Origin of the sequence: Pauljensenia sp. 20925_1_34, assembly GCF_041432775.1 — a bacterium.
GTDB lineage: Bacteria > Actinomycetota > Actinomycetes > Actinomycetales > Actinomycetaceae > Pauljensenia.
In genome coordinates this window covers 1-16,499 of record NZ_JAPWAG010000039.1, presented here as the reverse complement: position 1 = coordinate 16,499, position 16,499 = coordinate 1, and the positions used below count along the sequence as shown (strand labels likewise).

The following is a 16,499-nucleotide window of genomic DNA, read 5'->3' as shown; positions in this document are numbered from 1 at the left end:
TACTTCGACCACCCCCACACCAGCAACGGCCCCACCGAAGCCATCAACGGACGCCTCGAACACCTCCGCGGCATCGCCCAAGGATTCATCAACCACCGAAACTACCGCCTACGCTGCCTCCTCCACTCCGGGGGATTCCAACACCTCCTACACCCTTAAATGCGAAGAGTCTGTTATCCCTGTGACACCACAGGAAAGACGGTGACATATGCCGCGCGAAGTGTTACGATGCCAGTAGCAAAGCCAGCCGTTGACCCTCCGCTGATATGGAGACGCCGATGACTGGCTTTTAATCTATTGAGGAGCAGCAACGTGGCCAGTTTTTCCGAACGTACAGCGATCCTTGTCGATGGTGGGTTCTACCGCCTTCAGGCAAAGAAACTGTTTGGTGACAAGACCCCCGAGGAACGTGCAGATGAGCTATTTTCATACTGCATACGCCACCTCAACAAGGGGAGTGCTGAAGAGGCAAGCCTCTACCGGATCTTCTACTACGACTGCCCGCCATCAACGAAAGTGGTTTTCAACCCCATCACGAAGCGCCAGGTGAACCTTGCCCAGAGTGACCAGTATCGATGGATGAGCGCATTCTTCGATGCATTGGTGAAGAAGCGCAAGGTTGCCTTGCGAAGAGGCGAAGAGCTATCAAGCGGCGGTGAATACACGCTGCGGCCCGGAGTACTGAAGGATCTGTGTGCGGGTAGAAGGACCGTCGAGAGCTTGACCGATCGCGATATTCGACTCACCATCACGCAGAAGGGAGTCGATATGCGTATTGGTCTCGATATTGCTTCGTTGGCCGAACGTGATCTCGTCACGCAGATCATCCTCATCTCTGGTGACTCTGACTTCGTACCCGCCGCAAAGTATGCTCGGAGACGTGGTATCGATTTCGTACTTGATCCAATGTGGCACAAGGTATCCACAAGCCTGAACGAGCATGTTGACGGTATCAAATCGAGCGCAAGGCGCCCTTCGAAATAACTACGCGAACATCCTTCTTCTTGGATTTGGTACATTGCGAGTTGCTGTCTCAAGCGCGGTTGAGACGGCATGCAAAAAGTCCGCAGCCCATGCGGGTCTGCGGCTTGTGGCTTACTCCGGCGGAGCCGGGAGGTGCTCAGTGGCGGTCGGCCTTCACGATGTGCTTGGTGTCGGCGAGCTCGTTGAGCTGATCGATGTGTGCCTGGGCAACCATGACGTCGATGGTAGAGAACATGTGTGGGCTCCTCGTGGGATCGTATTTGATGGTGTGTCCCTGTTTGACGAGGCCGGGGTTCGCCCGGCGATTCTCGTACGTGGAGCGTGCCAACGCGGGTGGCGTCGGCGCGACCCTGCGTGTTCAAACAAGAAAAGCGCCCGGCGAGCTTGGCAGCTGTGTCAGGTGCTTAATGGTTATAGTCTATCCCTCGAAATTTGAGTATTCAACCGTGCAGGCTGTCAGCTGCATCGCAGCCGAAACCAAGCAATCGCAAAGAAAAGTGGCTGTCTGAACAGATTTCACTACATCGTAAATCAGCGCTCACAATTCGGGGTGTGTTGGGTGTCGTGCTCTCTGGGAGTACATGTGGGCGGGTGTGGGTACGTTGTGGGACAACATGGTGCAGAGCGCTCAGGAATCTGACCTATTTGTTCACTCTCCAAAAGTTGCACGTAATTCGGTTGTCCGACAAGTTTTGAACAGTCTGAAAACCGCAGAATTTCAACGATGTGGTTTCAAAGTTTGAAATATGGGGGAGGGAATTACGTGCGACATTTTCGGGGAACTGTATCGTTGATGCTCGGTGATCCGGTGTGCGGCGACCCGGCATGCGGAGACCCGGCATGCCGCGACCCGGCGTGCGGAGGATCGACGCTCGGAAACCTGGCGGGTGCTAACGGTGTGCAGTGCTGAGAGAGCGAGGGAGGCGTAACAGGAATAGAATGATAACGATTCTCATTCACTACGTGCTATTCACCTAGAGGACTCCCTCCATGAACCCCACGAAACACAGGAGCCCGGGCCGCGCAGCTGCCCGGGCCTTCGCCGCGATGAGCCTCGCGGCTGCCTCCTTCCTCGCGCCAGCAGGAGCCCATGCCGCCGACGAGGCGAATACGGAACTCGACTCGGCCACCGAAACGGCCGCGACCGAGGCAGCAGCCGACGTCACACATGCGGTCGCGCGTTCCGCCGACGAAACTACCAACGACGCGGCCGCCACCCTCGAAGCCGACGCGGCCACAGCCTCGGCAAGTGGGGAAGTGACCACCTGCGACGCCATGCGCACCCCGCCCGCCGGCACCACGGCCACCCTGGACCGCGGCCACGCCGACATCTTCGACCTCACCTCCGACGCGGCCGGCACTCTGACCCTCCGTATTAAAGAGGACGCCACCGGCTCCGGCGTGCTGCGCGAGCCCGAGCAGACGCTCCTCGCCGTCTCCAAGGGCACCCTCACTCAGATCCCCGCCGACATCAGCCAGGCAACCGGCGCGCCCGCCGCCGCGTACCTCCTGGGCCAATCCGGCGACAACCAGGCAACCGTGCTGTGGCCAGGGTGGGACACCCTCGGCGTCGCCGCCGGCGGATACGACGCCGCGCGCTTCCACATCACCTACTCTGGGCCGGCCGACGGGCACATCTACGCCTTCACCTCCAGCTTCGCAGAAGGATTGAAAGCAGTCACCGCCGGTGGCAGCTACGACCTGGCACCTGAGGGCGACGACATCGACCAGCCCTACGCCGCCCACAAGCACGTCAACTGGCTCTTCACCCGCGCCGGGCGCTACACGCTGACCGTCCAAGCCAGCGCCTGGACCCCCGGAAACACCGGCGAAGCCAACGCCGTCGCCCCCGCCCGCACCTACACGATCGACGTCGCCGATGAAGCCTCGTGCCTCGCCGAGGCCTCCGCCGCCCCCGGCGCCCCCGGTGCCAACGACGCGCCCGCCCCCGGCGTCGGACCCGGAAACGACACCGCCCAGCAGGGCGGCTCCGGGCAGGGAGCCGGCCAGCCCGGCGATAACGCCGCGCCTGGCTCCGCCCTCCCCGCCCCCGCGCCCGCCGCGCCGACAACGACCGGCCCAGCCCAGACCTCGGGCACGGGAAGCACCGGGGGATCGGGCAGCACCGGGGGATCGGGTAGCACCGGGGGAGCGCGCACCACCACGACCCCCACGGGCGAGCGCTGCGTCGCCACCCGCGTCACCCGCGAGGCCACCGAGGCCGAGTCCGCCACCCTGGCCTCGAACAGTGCGCCCGCGAACACCGCGCGCACCACGCTGACCGTGAGCGTCGGCGAGGGCGCCTCCGGCAACGCGACCGACGGGCACTTCGACTTGGGCCCCGCCATCGAAAACGGCACCCTCGTCGCCCGCGTCAAGGACGACCGCAGCCAGCCCGCCCAGTGGGTCGACCCCTCGTCCCTGACCTTCGCCCTCGGTGACGCCGCGCGCATCACCGCGCCCGCCGACCTCGGCTTCGTCGCCACCCCCGGCTCCAGCGTCTGGCTCATCCCCTCCACCCAGATCGCGGGCGTGCCGTGGCTGGGCCTGAACTCCCAGCGCGAAGAAATCGTCACCGGCACCACCGGAGGCGTCCAGTTCACCCTCGACGCCGTCGAAGGCCCCGGCCGCGTCGCAGTCTTCAACGCCGGGTCCCTGGGCTCCGGCGTCGGCGAGCACGTCTTCGACGGCCCCGGCTCCAGCTACACGCTCGGCGCCAACACCCACGCCCACCAGAACTGGGTGTTCACCGCGCCCGGCACCTACACACTCACCATCTCCATGCGCGTGACCCCCGCGGGCGCTGCCCTGACCGGCTCCGGCTTCGGCAGCGGCGGCGAACTCACCGCGACCGGCGCGACCGGCCCCAGCGGTCGCCCCATGATCTCCCAGGTCGTCGGGCGCACCGCCTCCGGCAAGGACTGCGACCTCTCGCTGGCCACCACCGGCGCCGACACCATCCCACTAGCCGTCGTCTCACTCACGTGGGCGCTGACCGGCGCGGCCTGCGTGTGGGTGGGCGCGATCGGCCGCCGCCGAGCGGAGCGTGCGGATTCGTGAGCACTCATTCACGAGGCCCCCTCTCCTTCATCCCCCGCCGCCCCTCTCGTGGGTGGCGGGGGAGTGGGTGTGGGAGCACTGACGCATCGTTTGCGATTATGAGGGGCGTGGCCGTCGCCGGCTGCCTCGCCCTATCCGTCGGCGTCGCCGGGTGCGCGCCCGCGCCCGACCCCGCGAGCGATGGTGAACTGCGCGTCGTCGCCACGACCGGCATCCTCGCCGACCTCGTGCGCAACGTCGCCGGCAACCGCGTCCACGTCACGCAGATGGTGCCCAACGGGGCGGACCCGCACTCGTGGGAGCCCTCCCTGCGCACCGTGCGCGACGTGGCCTACGCGGACGTCGCCTTCTCCAACTACCTCATGCTCGAGGAGCACGCCCTCATCCGCGCCCTCGACTCCAACCTGCCCGCCGGCTCGCGCTCCGTCTCCGTCGCCGAAGAGGCCGCCAAGAACGGCGCAACCATCCTCCCCCTCGTCGAAGACCGGGCGCTTGACACCCCGTGGCTCGGCATGCGCGTGTGGGGCGACGGCGCCGACATGGGAGCCACCCGCGCCTCGCAGATCGACCTGACGACAACCGGCGTCGACGGGCCCGGCCAGGCCGCCGCCTACCTCACCACGTCGTTCGGGCAGCCCGAAATCGCCTTCGCGACCTCGGACGGCTTCAACGCCGCAGGCGGATACGACACCGACACCGCGCAACTGCCCGCCGACGCCCACCAGCACATGAGCTGGGCGTTCACCGCCCCCGGCGTCTACCGCGTCCACTTCCGCGCCAACCTGCGCACCACCCCCGGCGCCACGCCGGTGGGCGTCGGGGAAGGCACCGCCGTCTTCGCCGTCGGCACCCCGCCCGAGGAGATCGCCGCCAGTGAGGGCCGCCGCGTCCTGTCCGCCGGCCACGCCGACATCACCGTCAACCTCACCACCAAGCGCGTCGAACTCGCCTCCGACGCCGGAGCACTCAGTGGGGACGAGGCCTCGGCCCCCTGCGTCGGCGCATCCAGCGCCGGGGCGGTTGTCGCCTCCACCATGGAATGCACAGACCTCGACCAGGTCGTCATCGAAGTGCCCACCCGTACGCTCACGACGATCCCCGGCGAGGCCTCGTTCCGCTTCATCGGCGAGCCCGGCGCGAACGTGTACATGCTCCCGCAGGCCGTCCTCGGCAAGCACGTCCACGGCGACATCGACCCCCACCTGTGGCACGACGTCCACAACGCCCAAGCGTACGTGCGCGTCATCCGCGACTCGCTGATCTCCGTCGACCCCGACGGCGAGGCCACCTACCGGGCCAACGCGGCCGCCTACCTGACGCGCCTCGACGAGCTCGACGCCACCGTCGCCTCGACCATCGCGACCATCCCGAAAGAACGCCGCAAACTCGTCACCACCAACGACGCGTACGCGTACCTGGCGAACGCCTACGGGCTCACCGTCGCCGGCTTCGTGGCGCCCAACCCCAGCGTCGAACCCTCCATCGCCGACCGGATCAAACTCCAGGCCACCCTGTCCGACTCCTCGATCCCCGCGGTGTTCCTCGAACCCAACCTGGCGCGCACGCGCTCCACCCTGCGCACCGCCGCCACCGACGCGGGCGTGGACATCTGCCCCCTGTACGGCGACACCCTCGACGACCAAGCACCCACCTACATCGACATGATGGAACACAACGCCCGCTCACTGGCACGCTGCCTGGGCGGCAAGGAGATGCCATGAACACTCATTCCTGCTCCACTTCCGGCCGCCGACTCTTCGCCCCGTGGGCGGCGGCCCGCCCACGAGATCGCCACACGCGAGCTTCGCTCGGAGTGGTCGATCTCGAAGCCCGGCCAGGCCCTGCCGCCGCCCCCGGGGCTAGCCGGAGGCCTAAATCCGCACGTGTGAGTGGCGATTTCTCGCCCGCTTTCTTGCCGTCCCGTGGGCGGCGGCCCGCCCGTGAGATCGCCACACGCGAGCTTCGCTCGGAGTGGTCGATCTCGAAGCCCGGCCAGGCCTTGCCGCCGCCCCCGGGACAGAGCCGACGGATGACCAGCGCCTTGTCGCGCTCCGCGCGCCTCGGCATGTCGATGCTCTCGCTTCTCGTGTCGGCCTTCCTCGTCATCGCGGGTGCCCCCTCTTCTGTTGCTGACCCGAGTCCCGACCCCGACCTCGCGCAAAGCGTCGCCGCGCACGAGGAGTGGTCGAATGAGGCCACCGAGATCAGCGTCGGGCACGTCGACCTCGGCCCCCGGCTCATTGACGGGCAGTGGCGGGCCGGCCTTCGCCACGACGCCGACGGGGGCGCCGTGTGGCGCGATCCCAACCAGACCGTCCTGCGGGTGAGCGACGCGGCCGTCATGACCGCGCCCGACTCCGCCGACTACCCGTTCCTGGCCGACGTCGCCGGAAAGCCCGTGTACGTCGTCCCCCAGACGCAAAACCCGAACGTCGTGTGGCTCGGCTGGAACACGCAGGACCCCGCCGTCACGGCCACCATCGACCGCGGCCTCACCATGCGAGTCGGCCCCGTGAGCGGCCCCGGCCGCGCCTGGCTGTTCCTCCAGTCCGGCACCTTCGGCAAGCCCCTCCTGCTCGCCGACTCCGCCGCCGCGCCCGGCGACGTGTGGATCGACTCGGGCACCCACGTGCACGCCAACTGGGCGTTCTCCGCGCCCGGCACCTACACGGCGACCGTGACCTTCCTGGGCACGACCACCTCCGGCGAGGCCGTCAGCGCCTCCACCACCCTGCGCTTCGCCGTCGGTGACGCCGCGTCCGCGTCCGAGGCCCTGGCCATGGCTGCGCCCGCCACCTCCTCCGCTGCGGCCACGTCGGGCTCCGCCGCGCAGGGGGCCGGTTCCTCCGGCAGTGCGCCCTCCGGTGGCGCATCCCAGGGGACTGGCTCCGAGGCATCGACCCCGGGTGCCTCCGCTTCCTCCTCCGAGGGCGGCCTGCCCGACTGGGCGTTCATCGCGATCATCGCGGTCGCGCTTCTTTCCGTCCTCATCATCGGCGCCCTCGTCGTCGCCCGGTCGCGCCGCAGCCACGCCGAACAGGCCGCCGCCATCGCCGAGGCCGACTCCATCCTCGCGCCCCTACCCACCGCCCCGGGTGAGGAACGCGGGGAGGCGGCCCCGGCCTCGTCCGACTCCGCGCCCACCCAGGGTGAGGGCTCGGGAGAACGCGGCCCCGGCCTCGTCGATCGGGGAGGGGAGCAGTGAGCCAGCTGCGCGTCACCGGACTGGGCGCGTCCCTGGGTGGGCGCAGCGTCCTCGAGGACGTCGACCTGGAGGCCCGGGCCGGGGAGCTCGTCGGCCTCATCGGACCCAACGGCGCCGGGAAGACCACGCTGATCCGCTCGATCCTCGGCTTGATTCCCTCCAGCGGGCGCGTCGAGACCGACGGCGCGATCGGGTATGTGCCGCAGCGGCACGAGTTCGCCTGGGACTTCCCGATCAGCGTGCGCGACGCCGTCCTCCAGGCCGTCACCGTGCGGCGCGGGCTGCTCGGGCGCGCACGCACCCCGCACTTCCGCGCGGTCGAGGAGGCACTCTCGCTTGTCGGCATGCGCGACCTCGCCAAGCGTCCCATCGGCGAGCTGTCCGGCGGGCAGCGCCAGCGCGTCCTCGTCGCCCGGGCCCTCGCGATCCGGCCTGCCGTGCTGCTCCTCGACGAGCCCTTCACCGGACTCGACATGCCCACGCAGGAGATGCTCATGGACCTGTTCCGCGCGCTCGCGGACGGCGGGCGGGCCCTCCTCATGACGACGCACGACCTCATCGGCGCGCGGGCCGGCTGCGACCGGCTCTACCTGCTGCGCCGAACGATCGTCGCCTCCGGGCGGCCCGAGGAGCTGGCCGACGCCGACCCGTGGATCCGCGCCTTCGACGTGCGACCCGACAACCCGATCCTCGACGCCCTAGGAGTGCGCGCATGAGCACCGTCATCCACGCGGTCGGCCATGGCCTCGTCCCTGGCCGAGCGGGACTCGTACCCGCGGCCGACTTCCTGAGCCCCATCGACTTCTTCCGCGACCTGACGAATCCCGCACTCGCGTTCCTGCCGCGCGCGCTGCTGATCGCGGTGGTCGCCGCGCTCGTGTGCGGCAGCGTCGGCGTGCACGTCGTCCTGCGCGGCATGGCGTTCATCGGCGATGCGGTCGCGCACTCCGTCTTCCCCGGGCTGGCGATCGCCTTCGTGTGCGGCGGGTCCCTGGTGCTGGGCGGCGCGCTCGCGGGCGTCGTGACCGCCGTGCTCGTGGCGCTGCTGGCGCAGAACCGGCGGCTCAAGGAGGACTCCGTCATCGGCGTGCTCTTCGTGGGTGCGTTTGCGCTCGGCGTCGCGATCATCGCGCGGGCGCCCGGGTACGCGGGGAGCCTGCAGGACTTTCTGTTCGGGTCGATCACCGGTATTCCGGCGTCGGATGTGCCCGTGGTGCTGTGCGGCGCGTTGTTCGTGCTGCTCATGCTGTTCCTGGCGCACCGGCCCATCGTTGCGGTGACCCTGGACCGCGAGAGTGCTCGGGCGGCGGGCGTGCGCGTGCTGCTCGCGGACCTGTCTTTGTACATCGCCGTGGCTTTGGCCGTCGTGATTTCTGTGCAGACGATCGGCAACGTGCTGGTCCTTGCTTTGTTGGTGACCCCCGCGGCCACCGCGCGTCTCCTGTGCGACCGCCTGGGCACCATGATGATCCTGTCACCCGTGCTGGGTGCCGCCGGGGGCCTGGTGGGCCTGTACCTCTCGTGGGCGCTGGACGTGCCCACGGGCGCCACGATCGTCCTGGTGCTCACCGCGTGCTTTGTACTCGCATGGGTCTTCGCGCCGAGGCATGGGGTCCTCGCGCGGAGCCTGCGCGAGAGGCGGAGCCTGCGCGAAAGGCGGGGGTGAAGCTGGTCTGCGGGGGTGCCGCGGGGCTTTGCGGCGGTAGGTCTCTGCGGGCGCTGCGGGTGTGGGCGTGGGGCGCTGCGGGTGTGCGGCTCTGAGGGAATGCGCGCGGTGTAGGTGTGCGTGAGTGATTGAGCGGGGTGCTGCCGAGGGGTGGCACCCCGCTTGTCGTCGGTGGTCGTTGGTGCGTGGTTGGTGTGTGGTTGCGCGATTGCGGGTGCGCGCGCCTGTGGGCATAGGTGCCGAATGTTTCACGTGAAACAATGCGAGGGTGGTAACGGGTTCGAACCTGGACTTGGGCGGTTGTGTGAGCGGTGCGTGGTGCTGCTTCTGTTGCCTGTGGTGCGAGTGGTGGAGCAATGAAGTGTAAAGCGGCTGTTTTACGTGAAACACATGTTTGTGGCGCTGGTGTCTGTTCCTGTTGCGGACTCGAGGTCCCAGACCTCGCTCGATTCTATGAATCATAGATGCCTCTCTATGAGGTTCTATGACGCAAAAATGGGCTTCTATGAGCTATGAAGGGGCATCTATGTCATAGAAACGCCCTTCTATGACATAGAAATGGGGTTCTATGAGATAGGAATGAGCTTCTATGAATTGAGGCGAGTGACGGGCACCAGTCTTTGGGTGACTTGAATTGTGCTATAGACGTGCCTGGGCCTCCTTGATGGTGTGCGTTCCGAAAGCTGCGCTGATTCCGGATGGGGACTTGACGTGGCTTGGCGGTCTCGGGCTGGAGGCGGCGGCCGGTTTGAATCGGCGCCAGAAGGAGGCGTTGGTCGACATGCGTCATGGGCGTACCTGGAGCAACGGGGAATATAGGGAGCATTTTGGTGTGACCGCTGAGGAGGCACGCTCGGATCTGCGGGACCTTGTGTCCCGAGGCCTGGTGACGTCTACGGGTGAGCGCCGCTGGGTGCGTTACGAGCTTGCTGCGAAGGCTTGACCGTGGTGTGGTGTTGTCCCGATGGCCTGTGTCCACCGGGACAACTGTGGGGATGATGTGGGGGAGTGTTCCTCAGATTGATGACCGTGTCGTCGTCGATGACGATCTTGGTGCGGTCATTGTTTCACGTGAAACATTCTGGTGTTAACGGGCTAGTTCTCGTATCCTTTCTAGTGGATGGGTACTTCTGCTCTCACTATGCTCTGGAAATCTGATCTGCCTCTCTACGTGCATCGACTCGGCTCATATAGTTGAGTATTGGTATCAGGTGTGTTCGGGATCGATCCAATCGATATTGCGCACTACAAATGAGCCATCGTCTTCTTCTGTTAAGAAAATGATGATTGAAGAGTAGTACTCCTCTTGCGTTTCGCTTGCCTCAACTGTGTGCACAGTTGTATATTCACGGGTATCGTTGGTTGGTCCTATACTACTGAATCTAGCACTCTTTTGAGACAGTGAGAGGTGCACACACAATCCTGAGATACCGCTTGTTCGTAGGTAGCAACCGAAGGCGCTATTCCCATCTGGTTGGATGTTGATCTCTAAGGGTACTGTAACGATTCTGTTTTCGTGGTAGCTTCGCATGTCCTCAGAAAAATCGTCGCAAAAGTCTCCGTCTTGGCACAGGGCCATAAAATCACCTGTGTCGCCTGTGTTAAATGCGTATTCCCACAAGTCGACGAACCATACCGCTGTTACTTGAGCACCCACTAGGCCTCCCTCGCGTAGGCCGTTCGGGGGAGTGGGCTTGGTGATCTCAGCTGGTGTAGGCGTAGGGGATGGGGTTTCTCCTGACTGTGCGTCGCCAGACTGACTGCCGGTGGATTGATGGGCCTCAGATTGTGCTGATTGTGGATGAGCTTCAGCCTCGGCGTTTGCTCTGGTATTGAAAGCGCGGAAGGCGAGCAGAGATGCTGCGATGACCGTGACAACGGCGATTATCGCGATGATCCAGGGGCGTGGCTTCCGTACGAATTCCTTTTCTTCGCTCATGTTTTTTCCTCTCTCATTGGCCGGGTTAGTGGCCTTGTTTTTCTTCCCAGGTGTCGGTGTTGTTGATGACGAGGTGGGACAGGGGGAACTTGCCGGTGGTCTCGGTGGTGGTGACCAGGCCGTTGATGGTCTGGGTCTCCCCGGTGAAGGGGTTGGTGGCTGTTCCGCTCCATGTGGTGGTCAGCGTGATTTCTCGGTCTTCGTGGGGGTATGGGCCATCGAGCATGGAACGCCACCCCTGCGGGGGCGTGTAGTAGTGGCGGATCAACCTTGGGTCGGTGTTGAGGTCCATACCGTCTTGCCACACCGAGCCTGTGGAGGTGGTGACCAGGTTCGGGGTCCCATCACCCCAACTCCACTCATAACTCGTGGCCGTGAGCGTGATCGTGATGTCGTGACCTAACAGGTTGATCACGTGGGTCTGGGTGGGACTGGTGACCGCAACAATAGAGGGAATGAACTTATTCGTGTACGAGACGCCGTCAGGCCGTTTGTACAACCCAGCCCCGTCGGCGTGGATGATGGTGGAGGCCATGTAGAGAATGTCGTGCGTGGTGGGAACACGTCCCGGGTCCTGATTTGGCCCACCCTCAGGGTCGGGGGGAAGCTCGCACCGAACGACAGTGGCATCATCAGAGACAATCGGACTGTTGGCAGCCTTCCCGACGAAAACCTCAACGCAACGTTTGAAGGGCTGCGATGAAGCAGCCGGGGTAGCCTCAGCTGTCATCTTTGCTCTCCGATCATTTACAGTTGGCGGTGGTACATTGGGGTCGGAGCTGGGTAATTCTTTATGCGCGTTTTCCACGCATTTGCATTGACGCCGCCAGGCGTCGTGTCGGCGCAAAAACCAAAAGGGTTGTCGTTAGCAGTCGTGCATGGTGCATTTGCGTCATCTGCAACGGCAGATTGTATATTCGCACACGATATGATCAAGATAATAGAGGTAACATATAATAATGATGCACTAATTCTTAGTTTCATAGTCAATGTCTCCCTCGGTGAGGACCCAGCGCTCATTCTTCCATGTCATGAATAGAGTAAGTTCTGCTTTATATGAGGAGGTGCTTTCTGTTATCTTTTGTCGACTGCATGCAATTCCATTTGTGCTTTCGATCTGAAATGCCACACCGATGGTATTGGGTTCAACATGGAATTTCTCTACTGAGACAGGTTCAACTGCAATGATATTTATGATCGTGGAAGTATTTCCGTATACCCATCCTTTAGAGTAGATGTTGTCTATATTTTGAATGTAGGTCTCTCGAAAGTTCTCTCCTGGTTCTGTGATGTCTGCGAAGGGCTGTGTGTCTCCGGTGTTCCATGCATAGGTGAAGGTATCGAGGAGGTATTCGGCGGCGAGTTCTGCGCCTCTTTCTGTGTTTTCTTTGGCTTCTTCGGGTAGTTCTGGTTTGGTGTAGGTGGAGGCCGCGTGTTCGGCTGGGCGCACGAGAACGCCGTCGGGTCCGATCTCGTAGCCGCCCGACATGGCTGGCTCGCTCGATGTGGACGGCGAAGGCCGAGCAGCGGGGGTAGTCGTCGCAGCAACGGTGGGCTTTTCGCCCCAGGCGTGCCACCAGCCGTAAGCAACACCGTTGATGTAGAGCGAGTAGGATCCGCCAATGAACAAGAACACGATGGCGACGCGGATCCCCCAGTCCACGGCGTCGGCGTCCATCCACGCCCGAAAACGAGCCTTGGCTCCATTGGGCCGGTTGCGCTTCACATCAGCCCGATAATCACTCCACCGCTCCCACAGCGTGTACTTACGCGGGGCCGACTCGCGGCGGAACTGCTCCTCGTCCTCCTCGGTCACGGGACGTTCAGACAAAGGCGGAACCATCATGATCTATCAACCTCCACGATGAGGTAGGTGCCTCCAACGCACCCCCGCCATCGGAGGTGCGCCCTGTTAGCACGCAAGAATACGCCCTGAACTGATATGAAACATCAAGAATATAAAGTAACCATCATGCACGTTTTCTCGGGTAATGGTGATGGGTAGCGCAGATGTGCAGATGGTGGACGCGCCACCTGCCTGACCTTGTCAAACATCAATCGGCGCATGCGACTTGCGTACTGTATACAGGTGAAACTGTGGGCCACTATTTGGACAGTGGTGCTGATGAGGTGAGAAACGATGTGATTTGGTGGCGCGCCGGGGTTTTCGGCATAAAGGAATGGAGTGTGCGCGTGCAGTGAGTTCCTTGATGGGGGAGCGCTCTTGAGTTATCAATTGTTTCACGTGAAACACTCTGACAGGAGAAGCCTTGATCCGTGTCAATCTGTGCGCAGTGACTGTGTCGCGCATTATGTTAGGCATGTGCCGTGTATACCTGTCCCCATGAGGAAGCGCAGTAACCGAGCGGATGCGAAGATGAAGGTCGACCTCCAACGCTGGCTCATTGAATCCGGAGAAGCTGAAGAACTCGTGGCCTTCCTACGCGAGGAGCGGGCGCGACATCCGGTGCCCCCGCCACGAGTGGCCGTAACCACGAGCCTTGACGTTGATATTTTCGACGCCATGATGGCTCGCGCGTCCAGTGAGGGCATCACGTCACGGTCGGGAGCCCTCCGCGCCGCGGTGCGCGAGTGGGTGCGTGATGTCGAGTGTCAGCCCGAGGCGCACGAGGATTGACGAGGCCGTGGCCGGTCCCCGGGTCGCGGACGACGGGTGGGGTGCTGGGTGTGTCGTGAGACAGATGGACGACCCTCGTGTACACATATGACTATGACGAAGCGTGACGATACAAGCATGGCGGAACAGAACGCCGAAATCCGGCGGTGGGCGGAGGCGAACGGCCTGACGATCGGAACGAGGCTGGGGCAGCAGCCGGACGCGGTGGAGCGAGTTGCTCCTCGAGTGCCGGTCGTCGAGGTCACGGTGCGCATCGACGAGGACGTGTACGAGGCGGCGATGCTGCGCGCAACCTACGAGGGGTACGACAGTGCGTCCGAGGTCGTCGAAGCGGCGCTGCGAGAGTGGGCGCGGGGGTACTAGGCTGCCAAAATAACTTGATGGCGGAATCCGCGAACGGCTGTGAATGCGAATCCGTATCGATGCCTGGTGCCTGCTCTTGTGGGGATCTGCTCGCGTTCTGTGATGACGGCATGGGTGGAAGTCCGCTCATCATCAAGGACCAAGAGCTCTACCTGCAACCCCCGACGAACACCCGGTCACTCACACTCAACTCGGAAGAGTCGGGATAGGCTTGATTCCCAAACGGACTACGATGTACGTTTTAGTCAACCGTTCATCCGCCACTCCCTTGGAGTGGACGGGCTGGATTTCTATCTGGAAGGTCAGATGATATGGAAGCCATCGATGAGTTGATTAGTGCTGCGCAGACCTTCTACGACGACGCGCGCGCGAATGAGAACGGGCGCTCCCGCTCGTGGGAGCATTGCTATCGCGTCTTTCGAGATGCGCGGACCGACCCTTCTCCGGACTATGACTATTTGAGCCTGCACCTCGCTTTCTACCTGGCGAGCTGGGGAATGTATCGGGGCTCGTGCTTCATACTTCAGAAGGACTACAAGGTGCACACGCCCATCGTCGAGGAGATCCTCAAGCCCGAGTACGACTGCCTGTTTGGGCTCGCGTGCGCGGATGTGCGAAACGATGACGTTTGGAAGCAGCTGAAGAAGCTGTCCGACAAGATCGCCGCCCATTTCGATCCGATCCGCGACCAGATCGCAGGGCGTGAGGTTACGACTCCTGTGTCCCCGGTCCTCATCACGAAAATCCTGATGGGAACGCTCGGCTGCGTGCCCGCGTACGACAGATTCTTCGAAGAAGGAGCGAGGTATTTAGGCCTAGAAAAGAAGACTTATCAAAAGAAATCTCTCCTCGAACTCGCGGATTTTTACGAGGCCCATAACGACCGCCTCGAGGAAGCGCGGCGCGGAATGCGGACTGATGACCTCATCTATCCGCAGATGAAGCTCCTCGATATGGGGTTGTGGCAGGTTGGGTTCGAGAGGGACGCTGGGGACGCCAAGTGACCCGTGACTGAACTTCTGTGGGGTCGGTGCGTATCCGGTGTGTTAGCACCGAGAAGTTGATGGGTTGAAATGTTAAACATGTGGCTCTTGAACAGCTTGCTGCGGGTTGTTCATGGTTTGACACCCATGCGGCTCGAGTAATGTCCGGTGATAAAGTGCCTGTGAGACTGTCGATGCGGACATGACTCGACTAACGAAGGAGTAGTTGTGGAGTGGATTGATTATGCTGCGAAAGGCATTGGTTTCCTCGTAGCGCTCGGAACATTCACAAAACTGGCGATCGAAATTTATAAGGCAATTAAGAATGGTTTCGATTTTAAGAATTGGTTTAGTTATCGACGCAAGGTAAAGGGTGTCAAGTATCTGCGCATTTTTCAAAAGCGTGGCTCTCTCGGGTTTAGAAATGAAACATCAAATTTGGTGAAGCAACAGCTGACGCGTGAAATTGCCAAAGATATTGTCCATTCTTACAGTCTTGAAAAGCGTGTAAGTAGATTTACTAGGAGCACTAGAGAACTAGTCAAAGCTTTCGTAACACTTTTCATCCAATTTGTTATCCTGGTATGTATTGCTGCATTGTTGAGCATTACAGAGGCTACGCCCCCGCAACAGAAATTTATTAATGCAGGCACATATGCGCTTTGGTGGTGTTTTGCGGGTGCTGTTGGAATATCGATATTGCAACTGATCATTGCCTTGAGTCGCGCCCGCGAGGAATTCCGAAGCATGGTTGAAACCTCTCGCCTCAATGTAGTACAGGTTCCGATTGAATCGATTCCCTACTGTGTTGAGAAAGATAAAGACTACATCTTCGTTGACGCGACCATCAGAAAGCGATATCAAGTCCCGTTTATGGGGAGCGTAGACGGTGTACAGATGCTTCTCGATCATGGTGTCGCGATCGATGAGGTTGCGACTTTGGAGAAGTCTGAAGCCAAACAAATCAAGGCTGATGGCTACGATCAAGTTGCCGGTCAGCTCGTCGATTCCTTCCTATCAAAGGCTTCGATACGCGACAACGAGTCGGTCTTCTTCGTCTTCTCGCAGGCAGGTATCACCGCAGTTCTCGTCACGCAGCTGTTGCGAAGTAAGGGGCTGCGAGCGTTCTACATCGGCGCGACGAATGGCTACGAGTCTGAAGTCAGGGAAACTATTCGAGAGATTCGTATACTCCGTGAGAGTGGTCTGATCTGAGTTGCTCAGAGCTGTGGTGGTGTGCTGCATGAACGGATTGACTGGCGACGGCCGGGATCGAGACCAAATGTTGATGCTGGCGAAGTCAAGATCTCTGGCTCTTCACAGGTGGGTGTGGGTGGACGCGTCTAGGCCTGTGGTGATGAGGAGTATTCGGAGTCTGTAGTTGGTGGGGTTGCCTCCTGGAGTTGGCTATCGATGGCGTTCTTGCTATCCCTGGAAGGGCTCTAGAGATGCAATCTGGGTGTTGGAGCCGAATTTTTTGCCGAGCTTGGCCAGCCAGTTCTTGTATACAGTGCCCGACCTCCCGTGTGTTAGGTCTACGATGCCGGTGAGTTCACGTGGACCCCGGCGGCGTCGGTCCTGGTGATGCCACATGGCTCTCGTCAACCCCCAGCACCTGCACGCCTGCGAAGCGGGCGGGTTCATCAGATGCGGCTTGCAGA

14 protein-coding genes are annotated in these 16,499 nt (G+C 62.2%); 11 read left to right on the top strand and 3 right to left on the bottom strand.

Translation table 11 applies throughout. From position 1 onward, the window contains the following. From O3669_RS10320 to O3669_RS10290, 7 genes are all read left to right on the top strand, one after another. A partial coding sequence (locus tag O3669_RS10320; protein WP_371524710.1) for a transposase occupies nucleotides 1-159 on the top strand: 159 nt, incomplete at its 5' end. A gap of 153 nt (nucleotides 160-312) precedes the next feature. Then, entirely contained in the window at nucleotides 313-984 is a 672-nt protein-coding gene (locus tag O3669_RS10315; RefSeq protein WP_295969004.1) for an NYN domain-containing protein, read from the top strand. Between the two features lie 990 nt (nucleotides 985-1,974). Beyond that, on the top strand, nucleotides 1,975-4,044 hold the full coding sequence (locus O3669_RS10310; protein ID WP_371524708.1) for a TIGR03773 family transporter-associated surface protein: 2,070 nt from the start codon (nucleotides 1,975-1,977) through the stop codon (nucleotides 4,042-4,044). 98 nt (nucleotides 4,045-4,142) lie between these two features. Continuing rightward, the gene (locus tag O3669_RS10305) at nucleotides 4,143-5,765 is read left to right on the top strand and encodes an anchored repeat ABC transporter, substrate-binding protein (RefSeq protein ID WP_371524706.1); all 1,623 of its coding nucleotides are present in this window, start codon (nucleotides 4,143-4,145) and stop codon (nucleotides 5,763-5,765) included. A gap of 308 nt (nucleotides 5,766-6,073) precedes the next feature. Then, nucleotides 6,074-7,249, top strand: coding sequence for a TIGR03773 family transporter-associated surface protein (locus O3669_RS10300; protein ID WP_371524704.1), 1,176 nt, complete (start codon nucleotides 6,074-6,076; stop codon nucleotides 7,247-7,249). Further along, a complete protein-coding gene (locus O3669_RS10295) occupies nucleotides 7,246-7,965 on the top strand; it encodes an anchored repeat-type ABC transporter ATP-binding subunit (RefSeq protein ID WP_371524702.1) in 720 nt (239 codons plus the stop codon). Before O3669_RS10300 ends, O3669_RS10295 begins: the two co-directional genes overlap by 4 nt. After that, on the top strand, nucleotides 7,962-8,915 hold the full coding sequence (locus O3669_RS10290) for an anchored repeat-type ABC transporter permease subunit (RefSeq protein WP_371524700.1): 954 nt from the start codon (nucleotides 7,962-7,964) through the stop codon (nucleotides 8,913-8,915). The genes O3669_RS10295 and O3669_RS10290 overlap by 4 nt, the downstream gene beginning before the upstream one ends. Nucleotides 8,916-10,122: 1,207 nt before the next feature. Here O3669_RS10290 and O3669_RS10285 read toward each other — a convergent pair. The 3 genes from O3669_RS10285 to O3669_RS10275 form a co-directional block, all read right to left on the bottom strand. Further along, nucleotides 10,123-10,854 carry a hypothetical protein gene (locus O3669_RS10285; protein WP_371524698.1) on the bottom strand — a complete coding sequence of 244 codons (732 nt, stop codon included), beginning with the start codon at nucleotides 10,852-10,854 and terminating at the stop codon, nucleotides 10,123-10,125. Between the two features lie 25 nt (nucleotides 10,855-10,879). Next, nucleotides 10,880-11,389, bottom strand: coding sequence for a hypothetical protein (locus tag O3669_RS10280; protein WP_371524696.1), 510 nt, complete (start codon nucleotides 11,387-11,389; stop codon nucleotides 10,880-10,882). 432 nt (nucleotides 11,390-11,821) lie between these two features. Further along, the gene (locus O3669_RS10275; protein ID WP_371524694.1) at nucleotides 11,822-12,670 is read right to left on the bottom strand and encodes a DUF6318 family protein; all 849 of its coding nucleotides are present in this window, start codon (nucleotides 12,668-12,670) and stop codon (nucleotides 11,822-11,824) included. A 528-nt stretch (nucleotides 12,671-13,198) separates the two neighbouring features. Between O3669_RS10275 and O3669_RS10270 the strand changes: the two genes are divergently transcribed. The 4 genes from O3669_RS10270 (at nucleotide 13,199) to O3669_RS10255 (ending at nucleotide 16,053) form a co-directional block, all read left to right on the top strand. Continuing rightward, on the top strand, nucleotides 13,199-13,492 hold the full coding sequence (locus O3669_RS10270; RefSeq protein ID WP_371524692.1) for a hypothetical protein: 294 nt from the start codon (nucleotides 13,199-13,201) through the stop codon (nucleotides 13,490-13,492). A 93-nt stretch (nucleotides 13,493-13,585) separates the two neighbouring features. Continuing rightward, complete coding sequence (locus O3669_RS10265; protein ID WP_371524690.1) at nucleotides 13,586-13,855, top strand: hypothetical protein; 270 nt, start codon at nucleotides 13,586-13,588, stop codon at nucleotides 13,853-13,855. 311 nt (nucleotides 13,856-14,166) lie between these two features. Beyond that, nucleotides 14,167-14,859: a hypothetical protein gene (locus tag O3669_RS10260; RefSeq protein WP_371524688.1), complete on the top strand. Its 693-nt coding sequence runs from the start codon at nucleotides 14,167-14,169 to the stop codon at nucleotides 14,857-14,859. 207 nt (nucleotides 14,860-15,066) lie between these two features. Beyond that, nucleotides 15,067-16,053: a hypothetical protein gene (locus tag O3669_RS10255; RefSeq protein WP_371524686.1), complete on the top strand. Its 987-nt coding sequence runs from the start codon at nucleotides 15,067-15,069 to the stop codon at nucleotides 16,051-16,053. The last annotated feature ends 446 nt before the right edge of the window (nucleotides 16,054-16,499 follow it).